This is a genomic window from Morganella sp. HMSC11D09 (assembly GCF_001807955.1).
GTDB classification, from domain to species: Bacteria; Pseudomonadota; Gammaproteobacteria; order Enterobacterales; family Enterobacteriaceae; genus Morganella; species Morganella morganii.
Window position 1 is genome coordinate 273,577 of record NZ_KV791711.1, and the last position, 16,201, is coordinate 289,777.

A 16,201-nucleotide genomic window follows, 5' to 3' on the forward strand; every position below is an offset into this window, starting at 1 on the left:
CTGCTCTACCAACTGAGCTAACGACCCGTACTCTCTTGCCAACGGCACGATATAATACTGATTTATCCGGCCGGTGCAACGATTTTTTCAAATTAACTTATTCAAACGCTTATAATTCACTCACTTAGCCCCGGTTGAGCAAAAAACTCTCCGGTCGGGGCTATACTCTGAGCAAAAAAATAAACCGGCGGTTATAAACCAGCCAGTTTTTTCTCAGCCAGTTTCGCACCGGAAGAGCCCGGATATTTTGCGACAACCTGCTGATAAATCGCTTTCGCTTTCGCTTTATCCCCTTTCTCCTGCATGATCAGCCCGACTTTATAGAAGGACTCCCCTGCTTTCTGGGATTTCGGCCAGTTCTTTACCACAGAAGCAAAATACGCCGCGGCGTCATCTTTTTTGCCTTTGTTGTAGTTCATCTGACCTAACCAGTAATTGGCATTAGGAAGATAACCGGATTTCGGATAGCTTTGGATAAAACTCTGAAATGCGCTGATTGCACCATCATAATCTTTGGTGTTCATCGCCATGTTTACCGCGGCGTTATAGTCATCTTTCTCATTGCCCTTACTTGCAGCAGCAGGAGCTGAGGTTGCGGCAGTACCCGCAGAGTCCGTATTACCGGATGCCGCGGATGTATTATCTGTTGATGCACTGCCGCCACCGGTGAGGGAATCCACCTGTGAGAAAAGTTCGCGTTGGCGTTCTGTCAACTGATTCAGCTGGTACTGACTTTCCTGGATTTGCCCGCGCAGCATGTCGATATCGCGCTGGTTGTCCATGACTTGTTGCTGAAGTTGGGTTAACAGCTGACCATGAGCGTTAGAAATACGCTCGAGCTGCGTGAGGCGGTCATCAGTGGAGCCTGAGCCGATATTGATGATGGGTGCCTGAGCAATAGCGGCCCAGGGGGCCGCTACACCTATCAATAACGACAGACTCACCATCAGGCGTCTGAAGTTACTTTTCATGTATATCTCTTAGTATACGATTACAGCACGACGGTTTTTAGCGTAGTCAGCTTCGGTGTGACCCAGAACTGCCGGCTTCTCTTTACCGTAAGAAACGATAGAGATTTGTTCGCCGTTAACGCCTTTACCCTGCAGGTACATTTTCGCTGCGTTAGCACGACGCTCGCCCAGTGCGATGTTGTACTCAGGAGTACCACGTTCGTCAGCATGACCTTCTACAGTTACTTTGTAAGAAGGGTTGTTGCGCAGGAATGCAGCGTGTGCATCCAGCATTTGCTGGAATTCAGGAGAGATATCGTATTTGTCGAAACCGAAGTATACGATATTGTTGTTCTGAAGTTCCTGCAGCTGCTGGCGTGCCAGTTCTTCCGCAGACATACCGGCGTTTGCGCCATTGTCGACAGTGCCCGCATCCGCCTGGTCGTTTTTGTTAGAACTACATGCAGCAACAGCCAGAACAGGTAAAGCTAACATCAGCCCTTTAAGCACTTTGTTAAGTTGCATCTCTTTGATCCTTTTATAATTTGCCATACATATTTTTAATGCATCACAGATACGGCGACCAGGCAGGGAATTTTACCTGTCCGTCAGTCGCCGGAAGACGCGCTTTGAAACGCCCGTCGGTCGAAACCAGCTGCAATATAGTTCCCATACCTTGTGAGGAGCTATAAATAACCATAGTGCCGTTAGGTGCGATACTTGGCGTTTCATCTAGGAACGTATCCGTTAAAATCTGGAAATTGTTCGCTACTAGATCTTGTTTGGCGATATGCTGTTTCCCGCCGCCTGAACTGACCATTACCAGGAAACTGCCGTCAGCACTGACGTCACCATTCTGGTTCTGAGTCCCATCCCACGTCAGGCGCTCAGGCGCACCGCCATTAATACCAACCTTATAGATCTGCGGACGACCAGCCTGGTCAGACGTGAACGCTAACGTCTGGCTGTCCGGGAACCATGAAGGTTCGGTGTTATTACTGCGACCATCTGTTACCTGACGCATCTGGCCTGAGCCGAGATCCATCACATACAGATTCAGACTACCGGTTTTTGATAACGCAAATGCCAGTTTGGTTCCGTCCGGTGAAAATGCCGGTGCACCGTTGTGACGCGGGAATGAAGCAACCTGACGCACCTGTCCGCTGGACAGATTCTGAATAACCAGGGCTGAACTTCCGCTCTCAAAGGTAACATACGCCAGTTTCTCGCCATCCGGTGACCATGCCGGTGACATCAGCGGCTCAGGTGAACGGTGAACGGTGAACTGGTTGTAGCCGTCATAATCAGACACGCGCAGCTCGTGACGATAGTCACCGCTGTTTTTAACCACCACATAAGCGATCCGGGTACGGAATGCACCACGAATACCGGTTAATTTCTCAAATACTTCATCACTGGCAGTGTGTGCCGCATAACGCAGCCACTGTTTGGTGACTTTAAACTGGTTCTGTGCAAGCACGCTGCCCGGGGAACCGGAGGTATCCACCAGTTGGTAGCTCACCAGATAGTTGCCGTCAGCACCCGGCTGAACCTGGCCGACAACAACAGCATCAATGCCTAACGCCGTCCAGGACTCAGGAACCACTTCAGACGCGGTACCCGGTAACTGCGGCATACGGTTAGGGTCGATCGGGTTAAATTTCCCGCTGTTACGCAGGTCAGCAGCAATGATAGCGCCGACTTCTTCCGGTACAGCGCCGCCGCCGGCGACCTGGAAAGGTACAATGCCGATAGGACGTGCTGAATCAACACCCTGAGTAATCTCGATACGAACTTCAGCCTGAGCAACTGCCGCCCACAGCATCAGAAAACCGAGCATGTATTTAACTGCCTGCTTCATTCTCTCTCCCTCGTTGCGCCAATGCCCGCATCAAACCCGTATTTTAACAAACGTTCATAACCAAAACCAGATACCACAGTAAAAACTAATACCCGGATATATCTGGTTCGTCACGCTGTATTACAGCTTATTCCGGCTTAAAGTCCAGTTTGGTATTCTTAAACTGCTGCCAGACCGATTTGCTCGGCGGCGCAGGAATACGAGCCTGTTTGGCCGCCGCGAGTGCGGCCTGACATAAACCGTCATCACCACCGACCGCATTCACACTGATAAGCGTACCTTTATCAGTGATATTAATTTCCAGCGTACAGGTTTTACCGCGGTACATATCCGCATTATAGAACTTCGCCTGAATCGCTAACCGGACCTGTGCGGTATAACCGTTCATATCGCCATCCGAGTTTGTTCCGCTCTTCTTACCACCGCCCTGACCGGCTGCGGATGCACCGCCGCTTTCTGTACCCGGAGCGTTGGACGCCAGTCCGCCGAGGAGGTCATCGACTTCACTGGCCTGTTTTTTCGCTGCGGCTTTGGCGGCTTTCTCTTTAGCTGCTTTGTCTTTGGCTGCTTTTTCAGCTTTTGCGGCTTCTGCTTTGGCAGCTTCTGCTTTGGCAGCTTCCGCTTTAGCGGCTTCGGCCTTGGCTGCTTTTTCCTGAGCCGCTTTTTCGGCTTTGGCTTTTTCTTCTTCAGCGGCTTTCTGTGCGGCAGCTTTTTCGTCAGCCTGTTTCTTCGCCAGTGCCTGCTCTTTAATCACTTTTTCTTTTTCAGCCTGAGCTTTGGCAGCGGCTTCTTCCGCCAGCTTTTGCTCTTCTTTGGCTTTCTTCACGGCTTCCTGAGCTTGTTTTTGCTGCTCTTCAGCCTGTTTTTTCTGGTCTTCAACTTGTTGTTCGGTCTTCAGGCGCTCTTCTTCAATTGCTTTTAAGCGCTCCTGCTCACGCAGTTCTTTCTGACGTAATTCTTCTTCCTGCTGCTTCGCCTTTTTCTCGCGCTGCGCCTGAGCCTGTTTTGCGTTGGCCTGCTGCTGTTGCTGCTGGTTAAAATTTTCAACCATGGCGTTCGGATCAACCATAATGGCGTCGATCACCTGACCGCCCTCACCGCCGCCGGTCAGCCCTGATTTGGTTACAAAGGATCCCCAGATCACAAGCGCAATCAGCAAAAGATGCAACACCACAGAGGTGATGACAGAACGATTTAATTTATCTTTACGCTCTTTCAGCTTTCCCACGCTTAATTCCCTAACCTTCTGAGTGAAAACATCTGCATAACAAACCTTACATCGGCTTCGTCATCAGGCCCACAGATTTCACTCCGGCCTGTTTCAGAATATTCAGGCCATTAATAATCTCTTCGTAAGGCACATCTTTGGCACCGCCGACCAGGAAAATAGTCTTCGGATCTTCAGCCAGATACTGTTTTGCCGCAGCAATGATCTGCTCTTCCGGTAACAGTTCCAGACGATCCTGCTTCACGACCAGGGTGTAGCGGCCGACACCGGAGACTTCCAGAATCACCGGCGGATTATCATTGGTGGAAACGGATTGTGAATCGGAGGCATCCGGCAGATCCACTTCCACACTCTGACTGATGATCGGCGCTGTTGCCATGAAGATCAGCAGCAACACGAGTAACACGTCCAGTAAAGGAACAATGTTAATTTCGGATTTCAGCTCCCGCCGGCGTCCGCGATGACGTGCCATGATAATCTCCTGCCTTATTTCTTATCAGCAGTAGCAAAGGCCTGACGGTGTAAAATCGCCAGAAATTCTTCGCTGAAGTTGTCGTAATTCTGTTCTAATTTATTCACGCGCTGATTAAGACGGTTGTATGCCATAACCGCAGGAATTGCCGCAACCAGACCGATTGCTGTTGCAATCAGTGCTTCCGCAATACCCGGTGCCACCATCTGTAATGTTGCCTGTTTTACCGCACCCAGTGCGATAAAGGCGTGCATGATCCCCCATACTGTACCGAACAGACCGATATACGGGCTGATAGAACCGACAGTACCAAGGAACGGGATGTGGTTTTCCAGATTTTCCATCTCACGGTTCATGGAGATGCGCATTGCACGCGCCGCACCGGTTTCCACCGCCTGCGGAGAGTGCACATTCGCCTGATGCAGGCGGGCAAATTCTTTAAAGCCGGAGTAGAAGATCTGCTCAGTACCGCTCAGTTCATCACGGCGGGCCTGGCTTTCTTTATACAGACGGGACAGTTCGATTCCTGACCAGAATTTGTCTTCAAACGCTTCTGCTTCACGGGTGGCCGCATTCAGGACTTTGGTGCGCTGAATAATAATGGCCCACGAGGCAACAGAAAAGCCCAGCAATACCAGCATGATAAATTGCACGAGGTAACTTGCTTTCAGGAATAAATCCCAGATATTCATGTCAGTCACTGCTTAACCTCCGCGACAATAGACTCAGGAAGCGCTACCGGCTTCATTAAAGAAATATTCACGCAGGCGACCAGTACCTCTGCGCGACATAAAAGAGTTCCGTTTTTATGCATAAGTGTCTGCGTAAATGTCAGAGACGCACGACGGATGTCGGTGATCTCACTGCGTACCTCTAACAGATCGTCTAACCTTGCCGGATGGTGGTAATCGATAGTTAATTTGCGGACCACAAAGCCGAGCTGCTCTTCCAGCAGACGCTGCTGATGAAAGCCCCGTTCCCGTAACATTTCGGTTCTGGCGCGCTCGAAAAATGCAAGATACTGCCCGTGGTATACCACACCACCAGCATCGGTATCTTCGTAATAAACCCGTATTGGCCAACTGAACATTGAATATCCCGCAACTTACCTTTATCAGACAACATGCTTTGCAAACTATACGTGAAGAGCAAACGTATTGAAAATGCTTAGTTCGTAAAGATAAGAAAAGCCCGTTTGTCCGCGCGCTAATCATACTCGCCTTTATCCAACACGCAAGCCCCCGGAAGGGTTGAGATGAAAAAATATTTTGTTACGTATTACAACACCTTAGGGGCGTTATTTTTTGCTCTGAAAGCTATCATTAAACACTTATTAAAAGACATTTTTCCCCATGAATACGCAAAAATCCGGAATTATCCGGATTTTTGTGCTACCGATTTATTTACCGCGTAATCTAACTTATTGTAATTACATAAATTAAATCACCTTATTTTTATCTTATAAAAACAGGATTTCCGTCCGCATTTACCGGCTGAAAACGCCACCGGCGCTATTTCAGGCAGACAGCGGTGTTTCGTGTAAATAATGCCACCGCCATTTCCCGTTCTCCTCCCGGCGGAGAATCACCAGCGAGCGCCGTGCTGTGGTGCTTCCGGCAAAGTGCTGTGTCTCCTGATAGCGCACGGATATGGTGTTTTCTGTCAGGCTGACGCACTGATACTCCGCCGTTTCAATCGGTGCTCCCTGTCTCTGACCCTGTATACGGGTAAACATCGCCGTCACCGCCGCGAGATCAATCACTGCCCCGCTGATACCGGTCATGGAAAACTCAGGAGTGAAATGGGTCAGCAATTCAGACAGTGCCGCCTGCCCTTCTGCGCCCGGGACAGTAAATGTTTTAAAAATCAGGTCATGGACATGATGGATTTCGTCACACGCCTGCTGAAATATGGTATTACTCACGAATAATCTCCTCTGCGGGTTTTAATGAAGTACGGAACTGCGGGCGGACCAGGAAAATCAGCGGGATAAGCCCAGCCAGTGCGCCTCCCAGAAATGTCAGGGCAAATGCCTGTCCCGGGGCAACCGCATTCAGGGTCTGATACAGCGTCATCATGACGGCAGCACCAATACTGAACACCACCTGACGGTTAATATTCCAGATCACACTGGCTTTGTTCAGCTGTGCGCCGTGAAAATCATACAATGCAGTAGTTTGTGCGCAGTTTGCGGCAATACCGCCGCCGGTGCCGGTCAGCAAATAAATCAGGCCGATGAAATACAGCGGTGTGTGGCTGTCTGTCAGGGCAAACAGCGCGATACCGCCGCTGTGCAGCAGCAGACTGATAATAAACAGACGCCCGGCACCGGTCCGGTTATACACCGCACCGCTAATCAGCATCGCCACCATGGCACCCGCCGCATACAGCAGCATAAACGCACCGGTCACCGCAGTACTCAGGCCGGGAACCGTGGTCAGATAAAAGATAGCGAGGATGTTCGCCCCGGTGAATACGCCCGGTACCGCGTAATACACCGCAACCGAGAGCCACAGCCGTGTATTTTTCAGCAGCGATAAATCAATAATCGCCTGCGGAGTCTGCCGGTAATGGCGGTAATAAAGCCCGGCACTGAACAGCATCAGCCCGCCCAGCGCCAGTGCGCCGGTGATATTGTGGTATTCCCCGTACAATGAGAGGGCAATCAGCAGGGATGCCAGCGTCAGGCTGACCAGAAGCAGCCCTTTGAGATCCGGTGCTTCTCCGGCAGTGGTTTTCGGTTCACGGATCCAGCACCAGGCCAGCAGTGCCGTAAAGAGTGCCACCGGCGCATTGACATAAAAGACAGGCCGCCATCCGGCGAAGTCAACAATGCTCCCCCCGGCCATCGGGGAAAGCGCGGGTGCTATCAGCGCGATCATCATAATAATGGTGGAGATTTTGCTCCGCTCACGCCCCTGAAAATACTGAAAAGTCAGTGACTGCCCGGCAGGGATCAGTAATCCGCCTGCCACACCCTGTAAAAAACGCCAGAAAATCAGTGAAGTAAAGGATTCCGCACTGCCTGCCAGTACTGCCGCTGCGGCAAACAGCAGCATTGAGGCCGTCATCAGTTCGCGGATCCCGAAACGGGCCGCCAGACGGGGGCTGAGCGGGATAATCAGTGTCAGTCCGAGAATATAGCTGTTTGCCACCCAGGTCACCGACAGGGATGACACCTGCATGGCCTCTGCAATAGCAGGCAGTGTGATGGCCGACATAAAGATATTGATACAATCAATAAAAAAGCCCAGTAAAAAAATCAGGGCGATACGGTAACGATAAGTCATGGTTTCCTCCGGCCGGCAGTGTAAAAGCAGTTGACCGCAGCCGTCTATGCATCAATATAGACAATACTGTTTGAAAAAACGAAACAATCTTATGCTGACAGCCGTTGAGAAGATCAATACCTTTATTTATGTTGTGGATACCGGTTCCTTTACCCGGGCCGCTGCACGCCTGAATCTGAGCAAATCGGTGGTCAGCCTGCATATCAAAGCCCTGGAGTCTGAACTCAGCACCACACTGCTGCACCGGACCACACGGCAGTTTACGCTGACGGAAGCAGGACAGGCGCTGTATCAGCAATTCAAACCACTGTTACAACAATTCGACAGCGCGATGGATGCCGTCAGAACGGGGACAGCACAACCACAGGGACCGCTGAGTTTCAGTGCCGCCGCAGAATTCGGCGGACAATTTCTGCTGCCGCAGTTGCCTGCTTTCACAAAGCGCTATCCGCTGATCAGAGCAGATTACCGCGTCGATCACAGTCTGAGTGACTTGATTGCCCTGAAACTGGATGTGGTGTTCCGGCTGGGAACGCTGAGTGACAGCGGTCTGCGGTTCCGCAAACTCGCTGACTTTCCGGTCTGTTATGTGGCAACACCGGCGTTTATCCGGCAACACCGCGTGACAGAAAGCAGTGATCCCGCCGCTCTGCCCTTTATCGCCAACAGCAACCTGACCGCCCGTATCAACTGGCGTCAGCATCTGCCCGCGCCGGACAACCGGGTGTTTATCTCTAATTCGATTCAGGCGATCCGCACCATGACACTGGCACATCAGGGTTACAGTCTGCTGCCGGTCTGGTATATCAGAGAGCAACTGACAGAGGAAAAACTGGTTCCGGTATTCACCCGTCAGCCGGTACCGGATCAGAGCATCAATATGGTCTTTCCGCCCGCGGCACATCTGCCGCAGAAGGTCCGGGTGTTTATTGATTATTTTGCCCGCTTTTTTGCAGATAATGCCGCATTACTGCGCTATCCGTGAACCGGAGCGGAAACAGAAAAGAAAAAAAGCCGTTCAGATGAACGGCTTTTTAGTCATAAACGTTTATATCAGCTGAAAAAATGATAAAGGCCGTAACCCAGAATCACCACCGCCGGAAGCGGATGGAACAGAATCTTCCAGATTGCGCGCTTCGGCCGGAATGCCAGACCGAAAATTGCGCCGCTGCATACAGCCCAGATCATCAGCAGTCCCTGCCAGATCTGTAATGAACTGGTGTTTGCCGCAAAACGCGACGGATCCCAGATCACACTCAATGCCAGCCCCAACGCCATTATCAGGACAAGGGCCCGTAAGGGACCCTTATCCAGTAGTTGGTAAGACTTATCCAGCATCCGTCTTACTCGCCTGAAGCGGCTTTATCTTCGTGGTGCTCAATAGCCAGTGCTGCAATAACAGCAATACTACAGGCCAGGAGCGTTCCGAGGATCCATGCAAAATACCACATATTCGTCTGCTCCTTAGTACAATGTATGTTTGTTCTCTTCGATGAAGGACTTATCAATACGTCCTGCCATCTTCACGTAACACCAGATGGTGTACAGGAGAACAAGTGGTACAAAGATAATCGCAACAACCGTCATCACCTGGAGAGTAAACAGGCTGGAGGTTGCATCCCACATGGTCAGACTAACGTTCGGGTCGATGCTTGAAGGCATAATGAACGGGAACATTGCTGTACCACAGGTCAGGATCACACCGGCAATAGTCAGCGAGGTGAACAGGAATGCCCACGCGCCTTTATCCATTGCAGTGAACATCACGACCAGCAGAGGTGATGCCAGACCAATAGCAGGCAGGATCCACAGGATTGGATAGGCATTGAAGTTTGCCATCCATGCGCCTGCTTCCTGTACCACTTCTTTATTGACCGGGTTAGACGCACCGAAATGGTCGATGTCAGAGACAACACGGAAACCATCGATACCGCCCCACATCAGCCATGCACCGGCTGCCGCGAACAGAACAAATGTCAGCAGAGCAGTGATAGTGGTGGCTTTACGCACACGCACATGCAGATCACCGGTGGTACGCATCTGCAGGTAAGTTGCACCGTGCGCCACGATCATCATCAGGCTGATTAAACCGGCTAACAGACCGTACGGGTTCAGCAGACCGAAGAAGCTCCCTGCATAAGACACCTGCAGCTGGGAGTTAACTTCAACCGGTACACCCTGTAACAGGTTACCGAATGCCACACCGATCACTAATGACGGTACGAAACTGCCGATAAAGATACCCCAGTCCCACATACCGCGCCATTTTGGTGATTCCAGTTTTGAACGATAGTCAAAACCGACCGGACGGAAGAATAATGCCGCCAGGACCAGAATCATTGCGATATAGAAACCGGAGAATGCTGCCGCATAGACCATCGGCCATGCTGCGAACAGTGCACCACCCGCGGTGATAAGCCATACCTGGTTACCGTCCCAGTGCGGTGCAATCGCGTTAATCATGATACGGCGTTCAGTATCATTTCTGCCGATAACACGCAGCAGAACACCCACGCCCATATCAAAGCCATCAGTTACAGTGAAGCCAATCAGCAATACGCCAATCAGGATCCACCATACAAACCGTAATATTTCATAATCAAACATAAGTGGGCTCCTGTTTACTTAGCGTCTTGTGCCGGGGACGTTTCGAAATGATAACGGCCGGTTTTTAAGCTGCTTGGACCAAGACGTGCAAATTTGAACATCAGGAACATTTCAGCAATCAGGAATAAGGTATACAGGCCGCAAATCAGCGCCATAGAGAACAGAATGTCTCCGGCTGCCAGATGTGACGTTGCATATGCTGTCGGTAACACTTCACCGACTGCCCATGGCTGACGGCCATATTCAGCAACGAACCAGCCTGCTTCAACACCAATCCACGGTAACGGCAGGCTGAGGAATGCAGCACGCAGCAGCCATTTGGACTTGCCGATACGATTGCGCAGTACACTCAGGAATGACAGACCCAGAACGATCAGCATCAGACCACCGGCAGCCACCATCAGGCGGAATGCCCAGAACAGCGGTGCGACACGCGGAATGGAGTCTTTGGTTGCTGCCTGAATCTGCTCTTCAGTTGCCTGACCGACGTTATCGGTATAGCGTTTCAGCAGTAAGCCGTAACCAAGGTCTTTTTTGCTCTGATTAAAGGCATCACGGACTGCCGGGTCGGTATTACCGCCACGCAGCTGCTGTAACAGATCATACGCCACCATACCGTTACGGATACGGGCTTCGTGCTGCACCATCAGGTCACGCAGGCCGAGAACCGGAGTATCAATTGAACGGGTGGTGATAAGACCCATCAGGTACGGAATCTCAATCGCAAAACTGTTTTCCATTTTTTCCTGATTAGGGAACGCAATCACGTTAAATGATGCAGGCGCAGGCTGGGTATGCCATTCACCTTCAATCGCGGCGAGTTTGGTTTTCTGTACGTCACCCATTTCATAACCGGATTCATCACCCAGCACGATAACGGATAACACAGCGGCGATACCAAAGCTTGCTGCAATCGCAAAAGAGCGTTTTGCAAATGCGAGATCACGGCCCTTCATCAGATACCACGCACTGATAGACAGTACGAAGATCGCACCGGTACAGTAGCCGGCAGCCACTGTGTGCACAAATTTAACCTGTGCAACCGGGTTGAGAACCAGTTCGGAGAAGCTCAGCATCTCCATACGCATGGTTTCAAAGTTGAAATCAGCAGCAATCGGGTTCTGCATCCAGCCGTTTGCCACCAGGATCCACAGTGCAGAGAAGTTGGAACCGAGCGCAACGAACCAGGTCACCATCAGGTGCTGTTTCTTACTGAGACGATCCCAGCCGAAGAAGAACAGACCCACGAAGGTGGATTCGAGGAAGAATGCCATCAGACCTTCGATTGCCAGAGGCGCACCGAAGATATCACCGACATAGTGAGAGTAGTATGACCAGTTTGTCCCGAACTGGAACTCCATGGTCAGACCGGTAGCAACACCCAGAGCGAAGTTAATACCAAATAACTTGCCCCAGAACTTCGTCATATCTTTATAGATTTGTTTACCGGACAGGACGTATACCGTTTCCATGATCGCTAACATGAAGGACATCCCTAATGTTAGCGGTACAAATAAGAAGTGGTACATCGCTGTTAAGGCAAACTGTAATCGCGACAGTTCGACAATATCAAACATCTTGACTCCTTGCTCCTAGCAGGAAGACACCGACATGCGGCAACCCAAGCTTTCCTGAAGAAAGAAAGCAACATAACTACCAGCAATAAATGCCTCTAAATGCAATAACAAATTAGTAACAAAAAAAACACCTAAATAGACACCCTAATAATAGTACGCTTATATTTGCACACAATAAACCGCTTTTGCGTGATTCAGATTGGAATTCTGAGGATATATCAAATAATGCACAGCGTAGTCATTTTCGGCTATTTTGATCTGCCACAATTTAAACAAACCACCGAAATAATGCCAGTGCAATAGATTGATTTATGTCAATTTTTCCTCTCCGTGTTAATTAAAATCGCATATATGGTAATTGAGTTACTTTATTGTTACGGTAATGTACACACAAATACAACCTGACAGAAAAATACCAATAATATATGCGCTTTTTATTAACCTTTTATTTTCATCAGTAATTCTGGTTAATTTCATGAGCCGGATAATTCAATTATAAATAAATTATCACTAAAACTGTTATTGTCTGTTTGTATTAACGCACGACAATAATCATTTTCGGCACAAAAATTAAGTATAAATCAAGATGATAAAAAACGCCCTTTTATACCTGAGACTTTTTGCTGTGTAAACGATACAGCAGGCGTTTCAGAACAATTAAGAAAATTGCTTAAAACAACAGCAATAACAGGAAGCAGTGAGTAAAAGCGCGTAATCAGGCAGAAATGGCGGAATTGTGTTCAGATCAAAAAACAGCCGGAAGCGGCATGGAACCGGCTCCGGCTGTATAATAATGGCAGGAATTATTTATTCAGAATCGCTTTTACCGCATCACCGATATCAGCCAGGCTGCGGACCGTCTTCACACCGGCGGCTTCAAGGGCGGCAAATTTCTCATCTGCTGTCCCCTTCCCGCCTGCGATAATCGCCCCCGCATGACCCATACGTTTGCCTTTCGGCGCGGTCACACCCGCGATATACGCCACAACAGGTTTGGTGACGTGGTCTTTGATAAAGGCAGCCGCTTCTTCTTCCGCACTGCCGCCGATTTCACCGATCATAACAATCGCTTCTGTCTGCGGGTCGTTCTGGAACATCCGCAGGATATCGATAAAGTTAGAGCCCGGAATCGGGTCACCGCCGATACCCACACAGGTGGATTGTCCCAGACCGGCATCAGTCGTCTGTTTCACCGCTTCATAAGTCAGCGTACCTGAACGGGAAACGATCCCCACTTTGCCCGGCAGATGGATATGTCCCGGCATGATCCCGATCTTACACTCACCCGGCGTGATAACACCCGGACAGTTCGGGCCGATCATCCGCACACCGGCTTCATCCAGCTTCACTTTGACGGTCAGCATATCCAGGGTCGGAATGCCTTCTGTGATGGTGATAATCAGCTTGATACCTGCATCAATCGCTTCCAGGATCGAGTCTTTGCAGAACGGTGCCGGAACATAAATAACAGAAGCGGTCGCACCGGTGGCTTCCACCGCGTCACGCACGGTGTTAAAGACCGGTAAACCTAAATGTGTTGTACCGCCTTTGCCCGGCGTCACACCGCCGACCATTTTGGTGCCGTACGCAATTGCCTGTTCAGAGTGGAAAGTCCCCTGGCTACCTGTGAATCCCTGACAGATAACTTTGGTGTTCTTATCGATTAAAATAGACATTATTTCGCTCCCACTGCTGCAACAACACGTTTCGCAGCATCCGTCAGGCTGGTTGCCGCAATAATATTCAGACCGCTTTTCGCCAGTTTTTCCGCACCCAGTTCCGCGTTGTTCCCTTCCAGGCGCACAACCACCGGCACACTGACACCGACTTCCTCAACCGCGCCGATGATCCCGTCCGCAATCAGGTCACAACGGACAATCCCGCCGAAGATATTAACGAAGACCGCTTTGACGTTTTCGTCAGACAGAATGATTTTAAAGGCCTCTGTCACGCGCTCTTTGGTTGCGCCGCCGCCGACATCCAGGAAGTTTGCCGGCTCACCGCCGTGCAGTTTGACGATATCCATGGTGCCCATTGCCAGACCGGCACCGTTTACCATACAGCCGATATTGCCGTCCAGCGCCACATAGTTCAGTTCCCACTGTGCAGCCTGTGCTTCGCGGGCATCTTCCTGTGACGGATCATGCATTTCACGCAGTTCCGGCTGGCGGTACAGTGCGTTACCGTCAATGCCTAATTTGCCGTCGAGGCAGATAAGCTCATCCTGAGCGGTGATAACCAGCGGGTTGATTTCCGCCATGGCCAGATCACGCTCCAGGAACATGGTTGCCAATCCCATAAAGATTTTGGTGAACTGGCTGACTAATTTACCGGTTAAGCCCAGTTTAAACGCCAGCTCGCGCCCCTGATACGGCATCGGGCCGGTCAGCGGGTCAATCACGGCTTTGTGGATCAGTTCCGGTGTTTCATGTGCCACTTTCTCAATTTCAACACCACCTTCAGTGGAGGCCATAAAGACCACGCGGCGTGAGCCGCGATCCACCACGGCACCCAGATAAAGCTCTTTGGCGATATCTGTTGCGCCTTCCACCAGCACCTGATGCACAGGCTGACCCAGTGCATCTGTCTGATAGGTTACCAGACGCTTGCCTAACCACTGTTCGGCAAACGCGCGAATTTCGTCTTTGCTCTTAACCAGTTTCACACCGCCCGCTTTCCCGCGGCCCCCGGCATGAACCTGGCATTTCACGACCCACGGGCCGCTGCCGATTTTGGATGCTGCTTCTTCCGCTTCACGGGGTGTGGAGCAGGCATAGCCTGCCGGTGCAGGTAAACCATACCGGGTGAAGAGTTGTTTTGCCTGATACTCGTGTAAATTCATGATGTTCTATCCATAATTTGTCTGATGAGAGCGGACTCTCTTATTGTTGTTGCCTGGATAGCGCCGGTTTTCCGGCGCAGGGACACAGATTCACTGTCGCGAGTTCAGCCGAGCGGTTTTAGCGCGATGCCGCCCGGATGAGGGTTGATTACACGTCGAGCAGTAAACGTGCCGGATCTTCTAACATCTCTTTAATGGTCACGAGGAATCCGACAGATTCACGGCCATCAATCAGACGGTGGTCATAAGAGAGCGCCAGGTACATCATCGGCAGGATCACCACCTGACCATTTACCGCCATCGGACGATCTTTGATAGCATGCATCCCCAGAATCGCACTCTGCGGCGGGTTAATAATCGGTGTGGACATCAGCGAACCGAATACCCCGCCGTTGGTAATGGTAAAGTTACCGCCGGTCAGGTCTTCCACTGTCAGTTTGCCTTCCTGACCTTTGACAGCCAGCTCTTTAATGCGTTTTTCGATTTCAGCCATGCTCAGCGCATCCGCATCACGCAGGACCGGGGTCACCAGACCGCGCGGCGTGGAGACCGCAATACTGATATCGAAATAGTTGTGATACACCACATCAGTACCGTCGATAGAAGCGTTCACTTCCGGATAACGTTTCAGTGCCTCAACCACCGCTTTCACATAGAAAGACATGAAACCGAGGCGCACACCGTGGCGTTTTTCAAAGGATTCGCCATACTGTTTACGCATATCCATCACCGGCTTCATGCTCACCTCGTTAAAGGTGGTCAGCATTGCGGTGTTGTTTTTCGCTTCCAGCAGACGTTCTGCCACACGCTTGCGCAGACGGGTCATCGGCACGCGTTTTTCACTGCGGTGCGGTAAACCGGCCTGAGAAACCGGCTCAGCGGCGGCTTTTGCAGGCGCTTTCGGCTGCTGAGACAGATATTTCTCAACATCTTCACGGGTCAGACGACCACCGACACCACTGCCGGTAATATCTGCCGCTTTCAGGCCATGCTCTGCGAGCAGGCGGCGCACAGCAGGGCTTACCGCGTCATTGGTTTCTTCATCCAGACCAGCGTTCTGACGCTGTGCCGGTGTGGACTGTACTTTTTCTTTTATTTCCGCAGGCAGACCGGTGCTGTCGCCCAGACGGATGCGTCCGAGCAGTTGTCTGGAGAGGACGGTTGCCCCTTCTTCTTCCAGCACCGCTTCCAGAACGCCGGAATCGCTGGCTGGAACTTCCAGCACGACTTTGTCTGTTTCAATTTCCACCAGCACTTCATCACGTTCGACGCTGTCACCCGGTTTTTTGTGCCAGGTTGCCACGGTGGCATCGGCAACAGACTCGGGGAGATCAGGAACCAGAATTTCTATGCTACTCATTGCTTTTCCTTAAT

The 16,201-nt window shown here is 50.8% G+C and carries 17 protein-coding genes and 1 tRNA gene (1 of these 18 cut by a window edge); 1 reads left to right on the top strand and 17 read right to left on the bottom strand.

The features are described from left to right. The 10 genes from HMPREF3119_RS16835 to HMPREF3119_RS16880 all read right to left on the bottom strand — a co-directional run. Positions 1-27: transfer RNA gene (locus HMPREF3119_RS16835), tRNA-OTHER, on the bottom strand (it extends 48 nt beyond the left edge of the window). Between the two features lie 164 nt (positions 28-191). Further along, a complete protein-coding gene (gene cpoB, locus HMPREF3119_RS16840) occupies positions 192-971 on the bottom strand; it encodes a cell division protein CpoB (RefSeq protein ID WP_015422550.1) in 780 nt (259 codons plus the stop codon). Between the two features lie 9 nt (positions 972-980). After that, positions 981-1,475 (bottom strand): peptidoglycan-associated lipoprotein Pal, encoded by a 495-nt coding sequence (gene pal / locus HMPREF3119_RS16845; protein WP_004241622.1) that lies wholly within the window; start codon positions 1,473-1,475, stop codon positions 981-983. Between the two features lie 43 nt (positions 1,476-1,518). Continuing rightward, entirely contained in the window at positions 1,519-2,811 is a 1,293-nt protein-coding gene (gene tolB, locus HMPREF3119_RS16850; RefSeq protein ID WP_004235661.1) for a Tol-Pal system beta propeller repeat protein TolB, read from the bottom strand. A gap of 127 nt (positions 2,812-2,938) precedes the next feature. After that, positions 2,939-4,039 carry a cell envelope integrity protein TolA gene (gene tolA / locus HMPREF3119_RS16855; protein ID WP_070580372.1) on the bottom strand — a complete coding sequence of 367 codons (1,101 nt, stop codon included), beginning with the start codon at positions 4,037-4,039 and terminating at the stop codon, positions 2,939-2,941. A gap of 46 nt (positions 4,040-4,085) precedes the next feature. Then, the gene (tolR, locus tag HMPREF3119_RS16860) at positions 4,086-4,511 is read right to left on the bottom strand and encodes a colicin uptake protein TolR (RefSeq protein WP_004235659.1); all 426 of its coding nucleotides are present in this window, start codon (positions 4,509-4,511) and stop codon (positions 4,086-4,088) included. A 14-nt stretch (positions 4,512-4,525) separates the two neighbouring features. Next, positions 4,526-5,212, bottom strand: coding sequence for a Tol-Pal system protein TolQ (tolQ, locus tag HMPREF3119_RS16865; protein WP_070580374.1), 687 nt, complete (start codon positions 5,210-5,212; stop codon positions 4,526-4,528). Then, entirely contained in the window at positions 5,209-5,601 is a 393-nt protein-coding gene (gene ybgC / locus HMPREF3119_RS16870; protein WP_070580376.1) for a tol-pal system-associated acyl-CoA thioesterase, read from the bottom strand. Before ybgC ends, tolQ begins: the two co-directional genes overlap by 4 nt. A gap of 426 nt (positions 5,602-6,027) precedes the next feature. Beyond that, positions 6,028-6,435 carry a hypothetical protein gene (locus tag HMPREF3119_RS16875; RefSeq protein WP_015422548.1) on the bottom strand — a complete coding sequence of 136 codons (408 nt, stop codon included), beginning with the start codon at positions 6,433-6,435 and terminating at the stop codon, positions 6,028-6,030. Next, positions 6,428-7,801 (bottom strand): MFS transporter, encoded by a 1,374-nt coding sequence (locus tag HMPREF3119_RS16880; protein WP_070580378.1) that lies wholly within the window; start codon positions 7,799-7,801, stop codon positions 6,428-6,430. The genes HMPREF3119_RS16875 and HMPREF3119_RS16880 overlap by 8 nt, the downstream gene beginning before the upstream one ends. A gap of 91 nt (positions 7,802-7,892) precedes the next feature. Here HMPREF3119_RS16880 and HMPREF3119_RS16885 point away from each other — a divergent pair, with 91 nt between their 5' ends. After that, entirely contained in the window at positions 7,893-8,786 is an 894-nt protein-coding gene (locus tag HMPREF3119_RS16885) for a LysR family transcriptional regulator (RefSeq protein WP_004235654.1), read from the top strand. A gap of 68 nt (positions 8,787-8,854) precedes the next feature. On the opposite strand, the gene ybgE is transcribed toward HMPREF3119_RS16885, so the two are convergent. The 7 genes from ybgE to odhB all read right to left on the bottom strand — a co-directional run bounded on the left by ybgE (position 8,855) and on the right by odhB (position 16,187). After that, the gene (gene ybgE / locus HMPREF3119_RS16890; protein WP_015422547.1) at positions 8,855-9,139 is read right to left on the bottom strand and encodes a cyd operon protein YbgE; all 285 of its coding nucleotides are present in this window, start codon (positions 9,137-9,139) and stop codon (positions 8,855-8,857) included. Between the two features lie 5 nt (positions 9,140-9,144). Next, entirely contained in the window at positions 9,145-9,252 is a 108-nt protein-coding gene (gene cydX, locus HMPREF3119_RS16895; RefSeq protein WP_004235652.1) for a cytochrome bd-I oxidase subunit CydX, read from the bottom strand. 13 nt (positions 9,253-9,265) lie between these two features. After that, on the bottom strand, positions 9,266-10,408 hold the full coding sequence (gene cydB, locus HMPREF3119_RS16900; protein ID WP_004235651.1) for a cytochrome d ubiquinol oxidase subunit II: 1,143 nt from the start codon (positions 10,406-10,408) through the stop codon (positions 9,266-9,268). Positions 10,409-10,422: 14 nt separating this feature from the next. Continuing rightward, on the bottom strand, positions 10,423-11,985 hold the full coding sequence (gene cydA, locus HMPREF3119_RS16905; protein ID WP_004235650.1) for a cytochrome ubiquinol oxidase subunit I: 1,563 nt from the start codon (positions 11,983-11,985) through the stop codon (positions 10,423-10,425). Between the two features lie 803 nt (positions 11,986-12,788). Further along, positions 12,789-13,661: a succinate--CoA ligase subunit alpha gene (gene sucD / locus HMPREF3119_RS16910; RefSeq protein ID WP_004235649.1), complete on the bottom strand. Its 873-nt coding sequence runs from the start codon at positions 13,659-13,661 to the stop codon at positions 12,789-12,791. Then, positions 13,661-14,827: an ADP-forming succinate--CoA ligase subunit beta gene (sucC, locus tag HMPREF3119_RS16915; protein ID WP_070580380.1), complete on the bottom strand. Its 1,167-nt coding sequence runs from the start codon at positions 14,825-14,827 to the stop codon at positions 13,661-13,663. The genes sucD and sucC overlap by 1 nt, the downstream gene beginning before the upstream one ends. Positions 14,828-14,975: 148 nt before the next feature. Beyond that, positions 14,976-16,187 (bottom strand): 2-oxoglutarate dehydrogenase complex dihydrolipoyllysine-residue succinyltransferase, encoded by a 1,212-nt coding sequence (odhB, locus tag HMPREF3119_RS16920; RefSeq protein WP_004235646.1) that lies wholly within the window; start codon positions 16,185-16,187, stop codon positions 14,976-14,978. Positions 16,188-16,201 lie beyond the last annotated feature (14 nt).